6 protein-coding genes are annotated in these 6,044 nt (G+C 39.4%); 4 read left to right on the forward strand and 2 right to left on the reverse strand.

Annotated elements, in window-relative coordinates:
• Positions 1 to 270: 270 nt before the first annotated feature.
• Together BKK47_RS01825 and BKK47_RS01830 are read right to left on the reverse strand one after the other, a co-directional pair.
• Entirely contained in the window at positions 271 to 2,343 is a 2,073-nt protein-coding gene (locus tag BKK47_RS01825) for a type VI secretion system Vgr family protein (protein WP_077493218.1), read from the reverse strand.
• 47 nt (positions 2,344 to 2,390) lie between these two features.
• Positions 2,391 to 2,660, reverse strand: coding sequence for a PAAR domain-containing protein (locus BKK47_RS01830; RefSeq protein ID WP_077493219.1), 270 nt, complete (start codon positions 2,658 to 2,660; stop codon positions 2,391 to 2,393).
• Between the two features lie 256 nt (positions 2,661 to 2,916).
• On the opposite strand from BKK47_RS01830, the gene tssB reads away from it, so the two are divergent.
• The 4 genes from tssB to BKK47_RS01850 all read left to right on the forward strand — a co-directional run.
• Positions 2,917 to 3,414 (forward strand): type VI secretion system contractile sheath small subunit, encoded by a 498-nt coding sequence (gene tssB, locus BKK47_RS01835; RefSeq protein ID WP_077493220.1) that lies wholly within the window; start codon positions 2,917 to 2,919, stop codon positions 3,412 to 3,414.
• Positions 3,415 to 3,423: 9 nt separating this feature from the next.
• A complete protein-coding gene (gene tssC, locus BKK47_RS01840) occupies positions 3,424 to 4,911 on the forward strand; it encodes a type VI secretion system contractile sheath large subunit (RefSeq protein WP_077493221.1) in 1,488 nt (495 codons plus the stop codon).
• A gap of 8 nt (positions 4,912 to 4,919) precedes the next feature.
• Positions 4,920 to 5,336: a type VI secretion system baseplate subunit TssE gene (gene tssE, locus BKK47_RS01845; RefSeq protein WP_077493222.1), complete on the forward strand. Its 417-nt coding sequence runs from the start codon at positions 4,920 to 4,922 to the stop codon at positions 5,334 to 5,336.
• Positions 5,337 to 6,044, forward strand: a 708-nt coding sequence (locus tag BKK47_RS01850) for a type VI secretion system baseplate subunit TssF (protein ID WP_143529563.1), incomplete at its 3' end; no start/stop codon positions are given.

Consider the following 6,044-nt stretch of genomic DNA (forward strand, 5'->3'; position numbering starts at 1 on the left):
GAATTTGTCGGTAATAATCCTCGGTATTTTCGGCAAGACAAAGCAGGAATGCCGTGCGTGTGAGGATGGGTTGTTGTGTCGGGCTAGATGATAATGGGTCAGCCGGATTTGTGGTGGGGGTTGGGGTATCGGGTCGTTGATTAGCATGGTGATAATTTGTGTTTGGTTTGGGAATGAAAATGAATGTTAAAGTGCGGTAGATTTTCGCATTGTTTTAAATAAAAAAATACCCTATCAATTGACCGCACTTTAACCTCACGATTAAACAGCTTAGTTTTTCTCAGCTTTTTTCTTATTTTTCATGGCTTCACATACCTGACAAAGTCCTTCACCCTCATTGGCTAAAAAAGAAAGGGTTTCAATTTTATCCGGTGCACCGCCGGTGGTGACTAAATCGCCTTTGACGGTGACTTTGCCTTTAAGGGTAATCCCTTTGCCGTCAATGATAATGGTCCCACCGGGACCGGCAAGACGCATTTTAGTCTCTGCGTCCATCTTGGCATGTTTGGTGTGATGCTTTAATAATTGCCCCACTTCAAGTTGTGCTTTGCGTTGAACAATATGTTTATAGTCCCGACCGGTTGTTGCCTCTTGGTTTGCATAGACATCCATGGCGAGATGGTTACCAATATTGAGCACCTCATCTTTTTCAATCTTGGTCATCCGATTCCGATTGATTTTATTGGCTTGGTCACGCCCGACGGTTAAGGATTCATCTTGCCCGACGGTTTCCGTGCGGTTGTTGCCGATGTGGATGGTTTCATCATGTCCCACCTGTTCGGCACGGTCGTGACCGATTTGGGTGGTCTCATCATTTTTCACCACATTATTTTGGTCCCGTTCTGCATGAATAAAGACTTCCTCTTTACCATTTTCATCTTCAAAACGCAGTTCGTTAAAGCCATTGCCTTTATGGGTTTTGGATTTAATGGTCATACGGGTTTTATGTTCGGGTAAGGCATAAGGCGGTTCGGTGGTGCTGTGATAGGTCCGACCGGTAATCACCGGTTGGTCCGGGTCGCCTTCTAAGAAATCGACAATGACTTCATGCCCGATACGGGGAATGGCAATATGCCCGAACTGAGCGCCCGCCCAGCCTTGACTGACCCGAATCCAACAAGAGCTGTGTTCGTTGTTTTGTCCTTCCCGGTCCCAAGGGAATTGGACTTTCACCCGTCCCCATTCATCACAGTAAATCTCTTCATCGGCAGGACCGACCACATGAGCCATCTGCGCCCCTTCAACCACCGGTCGGGGTTGGGGAGTCGGACGCCATTGGGTGGTGCTTGGAATGAGTTTAATGTGGTTTTCATAGCGATTGCCGTCTTCACCTGCTTCTTCTTCCAATACGCCGGGTTGCCACCCGTAATGGTCCACACTCACAATGAGCCAATCACGATTAAAAGCATCACGGGTATGACCGGTTAAGCCAAACACATAGCCGGGCTGAACGCGTAAATCATCACTGTGGGCAAAGGCGAGTTCGGATTCACGGCGTTCATAGTCTAAACGGTATTGGGTAAAAGGTCTGCCTTGTGCATCACGTTTATAACGTCCCGGATAGTCATAACGCTCATAGCGCCCTTGACGGGGTTCTCCCAATACATTTGCGCCTTGCACCATAGATTGGTGTTCTTGATTATAGCGAGGGTTAGTGAAAGTGTAGTCTCGTAAGGTTTGGAGGGTTGAGGTGAGTTTTTCTTCGTAGGTCCAACGCCATACTGCTGCTTCAGGACGTTCACCGGCAGGCATGGCGTTATAAATCAAGTCACCTTTTTTTAGGGAGAGGGCGGTATCGTTAGAAAAGTGGAGAGTGTGACTATCTTCGGTATGTTCAAAATAATAGTAGGAGCCTTCTTCTGCGGCTAGGCGTTCGATAAAGTTTAAATCGGTTTCGCGGTATTGTACGCAGTATTCCCGGGTCCAATAGGGCGTTTGTAGATGAAACCGGCTTTGATACGTATAGTTTTTTTGAAGTAGGGTTTCAATGATCTTTTGACTGTCTTGTTGCTGAAAAATACGTAAATCGGTTTGCAAATTGGCACGGCAGAGAGAAGGTTCAATTACCATGTGATAACGTGTACGGGAAAAGCCGGTTTCCCCTTGATTAAAGCCCGTTACAATACCATTCACATGACGAACGGCTTGCTCGCCTTGCCAAAAAGTGAGTGTGGCATTGTGGTCGATAATGGTGAGAAAATCAGGTTCGGCTCCAAAACTTGCGATTTCAAGCTCAAGGCAGAACAAACTCGATAGTTGTTCTCTTAAAACGAAACGAATAACATCGAATTGGGTAGTGCCATTTACCGTTAGGCTGTAGCGATAATCAGATTGTGCTGCCATTTAGAGATTCCTATTAAATACGTTTTATGTAAGTTTAACGTTTGAAATTATTCTTCTGCTTTAACAAGCGATTGAGAGGCAATAAGCTCTGCGTCACAAGCGGTTTTCATTCCCTCTAATGCGATCCCTCTGCCATTTGCCGACATTTTTGATGAACTTTCGGTAATAGGAAAATTGCCTTTGCACAGAGGACACGCAACAAGATCGCCTTGTAAAGCAATATTCTTACCTCCCGCTGTCATAGAGTGCGACCCTTGTAGGACTGTTCCACCGTGAGTGGTTCTGTCTCCAATCACAATCACGCGACGAATTGACATATTTTCTCCTGTTTGTAAAGTGTAATTTGCACATTCTAAACTAAAATGATGAAATTTTCTCAAGTAATTGAGTGTTTTTATTGTTTAGTTAGAAGAAAAAAGTGAAGACAATGTATAAAATGTGTAAGGTTCATCTTATATTTATATTGCTTTATGGCATTGATTTAGCCAAAGGGATTTTTTATAATCTGGATAATTTTATACCACTGTTTTTAGTAAAAGTCAGAAAACAGTTTAATTTTGAAGAGGGTTTTATATGTCAAAAACAGGTTCTGTCGCACCAAAAGAGCGAATCAATATTAAGTACACACCCGCTACAGAGGGGCAGACTGATGAAGTTGAATTACCTCTGAAACTTCTTGTAACCGGAGACTTTAAAGGTTCTGTTGAAGAGTTAAGCTTAGAAGAAAGAGAAACCGTTTCTGTTGATAAACACAATTTTGATGCAGTAATGAAACAATCAAATCTTAGTATTGATGTGGCTGTGCCAAATCGCTTGGAAGAAAATGCTGAAAATCAAGATATTGGTGTGAGCCTTAAAATTGAAAGTATGGCTGATTTCTCACCGGATAATATTGCGAAGCAAGTTCCACAACTGAATAAACTTCTAGAATTGCGTGAAGCACTACTTGCCTTAAAAGGACCAATGGGAAATATTCCTGCATTTAGAAATAAATTACAAGAGCTTATTGCTGATCCAAACGCAAGAGAATCATTGGAAAAAGAGTTGGCTATCATTTTAGAAAAAGAATAAGGTAAGGCTATGGTTGCTAAAAATCAAACTGCACAGACTGAGAAGAACGTTCAGACAACAAGTTTACTTGATCAGGTGATGGAGCAAACTCGTTTTAAACCGGAAAATGAAGATTATAGTATTGCACAACGTGGTATTGCAGAGTTCATTTCTGAAATGCTGAAATCAGATAGCACGGACACTGTTGTGAATAAAACATTAATCGATGAAATGATTGTTCGTCTTGATGAAAAGATTAGTAATCAAGTAGATGAAATCCTCCACAATGATAAATTTCAAGAAATGGAATCTGCGTGGCGTGGTTTAAAGTTGCTTGTTGATCGCACAGATTTTCGTGAAAACATCAAAATTGAAGTATTAAATGTCAGTAAAGAAGAACTACTTGATGATTTTGAATATGCAACTGATATAACACAAAGTGGTTTATATAAGCATGTTTATTCTGCTAATTATGGTCAATTTGGTGGAGAGCCGGTTGCTGCGATTGTAGGAAATTATACGTTTACCCCATCTGCTCCAGACATCAAATTATTACAATATGTATCTTCTGTTGGAGCGATGTCTCATGCGCCGTTTATTTCTGCAGCAGGTCCAGAGTTTTTTGGCTTAGATAGTTATGCCTCTTTATCTGAAATTAAAGAAGTCAAAGATATTTTTGAGGGACCTCGTTATGCAAAATGGCGATCTTTAAGAGAGTCTGAGGATTCGAAATATTTGGCATTAACTATGCCTCGTTTTTTATCTCGTTTACCTTATGATCCTATTGAAAATCCGGTTAAAACCTTTAATTACCAAGAAGGTATTAATGGTAAACATGATAACTATTTGTGGAGTAATGTTGCATTCTTAATGGCTTCAAAAGTTACAGATAGTTTTGCTAAATATCGTTGGTGTCCAAATATTATTGGTCCGCAAAGTGGCGGTACTGTTGAAGATCTTCCAGTGCATTTATTTGAGTCATTTGGTCAACTTCAAGCTAAAATACCAACAGAAGTATTGATTACAGATCGTAAAGAATTTGAATTGGCAGATGAGGGATTTATCCCTTTAACGATGCGTAAAGGAAGTGATAATGCTGCGTTTTTCTCTGCAAATTCTGTACAAAAACCTAAAAAATTCCCTAACACAGAAGAAGGGAAAGCGGCAGAAACAAATTATAAACTTGGTACACAGCTCCCTTATATGTTCATTGTTAACCGCTTGGCACACTACTTAAAAGTGTTACAACGTGAACAAATTGGTTCTTGGAAAGAACGTCAAGATCTTGAAAGAGAATTAAATGTATGGTTGAAGCAGTATGTTTCTGATCAGGAGAACCCACCTTCGGAAGTTCGTAGTCGTCGTCCCTTACGTTCTGCGAAAGTTGAAGTTTCGGATGTGGCAGGTGAACCAGGTTGGTATAAGGTTTCTTTATCAGTTCGACCGCACTTTAAATACATGGGAGCTAGCTTTGATCTCTCCCTTGTTGGTCGATTAGATATTGATAATAACAAGTAGTTATTTTTATGGGATTTTGGGATAGGATTAAAGCAGCACCACAAAATATTGATGTCATTAAGCGAAAGACTGAGGCTGAAATTGTTAGTGATTTAATCCGTTCAATAAAAAAGAACATAGAACTAGTACTAAATTCAAAAGAAGGGTGTACGTTATGTGCACCCGATTTTGGTTTAAAAGACTTTAATGACGCAACTGCGACAACGCATAGCTTGAGTCAGACCATTATTTCAGATATTCGATCAAGTTTGGATCGTTATGAACCTAGAGTTCGGATAACAAGAATAGAATATATTCCCAATATATATGATGTACTTCAACTTAATTTCCGAATCACTTGTATTGTGTTATTAAGGCAAAAAAATGAACTAACCGAGTTAAATATTATTCTTGATAGTTCAAATAAGAAATTTAAGGTTGTGTAGATGTCTTTGAAAGAGTTTTTTAGAGCTGAATTAGATTTTCTTAAAAAAGATGGTCAGCATTTTTCAAAGAGCTATCCACATTTATCCCGTTTTTTATCTGATGACATAATTGATCCTGAAGCCGAAAGAATTATTGAATCTTTTGCATTTTTGACAGCTCGTTTAAAAGAAAAATTAAAAGATAATTTACCAGAGATTACTCAATCTATGATTCAGCTTCTTTGGCCAAATTATCTTCGTCCTTTACCTAGTTGTGCAATATTAAATTTTCAACCGAAAGAAAGAGCAATCAGTACAAAGCATGTTATACCAAAGGGGACGTTTGTTTCATCAAAACCTGTTGACGGTACAGCTTGTCAATTTCAAACAACGATGGATGTTGCTGTTTATCCATTAGTTTTAAACCATGTAAATGGTACATCCGGTACTGAGTCGGCGATAATTGAATTAGATTTAGAAAATATAACAGATGGTGACTTTTCATCATTACAATGTGATGAATTATCGTTTTATCTCTCGGGTAGTGATTATAGCGCATTGACTTGTTATCAATGGCTTTTTAATTATTTAACAAAAATTTATGTAAAATCAGGAGATAAGTTAATTCATCTTCCTCTTGGTATCATTAGTTCGATAGGCTTTGATAAAAATGAATCACTTATTCCTTATCCGGATAACGGATTTGAAGGATATAGATTAATACAGGAA

The sequence above is a fragment of the Rodentibacter mrazii genome (genome assembly GCF_001998825.1).
GTDB lineage: Bacteria > Pseudomonadota > Gammaproteobacteria > Enterobacterales > Pasteurellaceae > Rodentibacter > Rodentibacter mrazii.

What these genes read in the sequence shown, in the direction of transcription:
- BKK47_RS01830 (WP_077493219.1), bottom strand. Translation starts at nt 2,660, where the DNA reads ATGTCAATTCGTCGCGTGATTGTGATTGGAGACAGAACCACTCACGGT.
- BKK47_RS01825 (WP_077493218.1), bottom strand. Translation starts at nt 2,343, where the DNA reads ATGGCAGCACAATCTGATTATCGCTACAGCCTAACGGTAAATGGCACT.
- tssC (WP_077493221.1), top strand. Translation starts at nt 3,424, where the DNA reads ATGGTTGCTAAAAATCAAACTGCACAGACTGAGAAGAACGTTCAGACA.
- tssE (WP_077493222.1), top strand. Translation starts at nt 4,920, where the DNA reads ATGGGATTTTGGGATAGGATTAAAGCAGCACCACAAAATATTGATGTC.
- tssB (WP_077493220.1), top strand. Translation starts at nt 2,917, where the DNA reads ATGTCAAAAACAGGTTCTGTCGCACCAAAAGAGCGAATCAATATTAAG.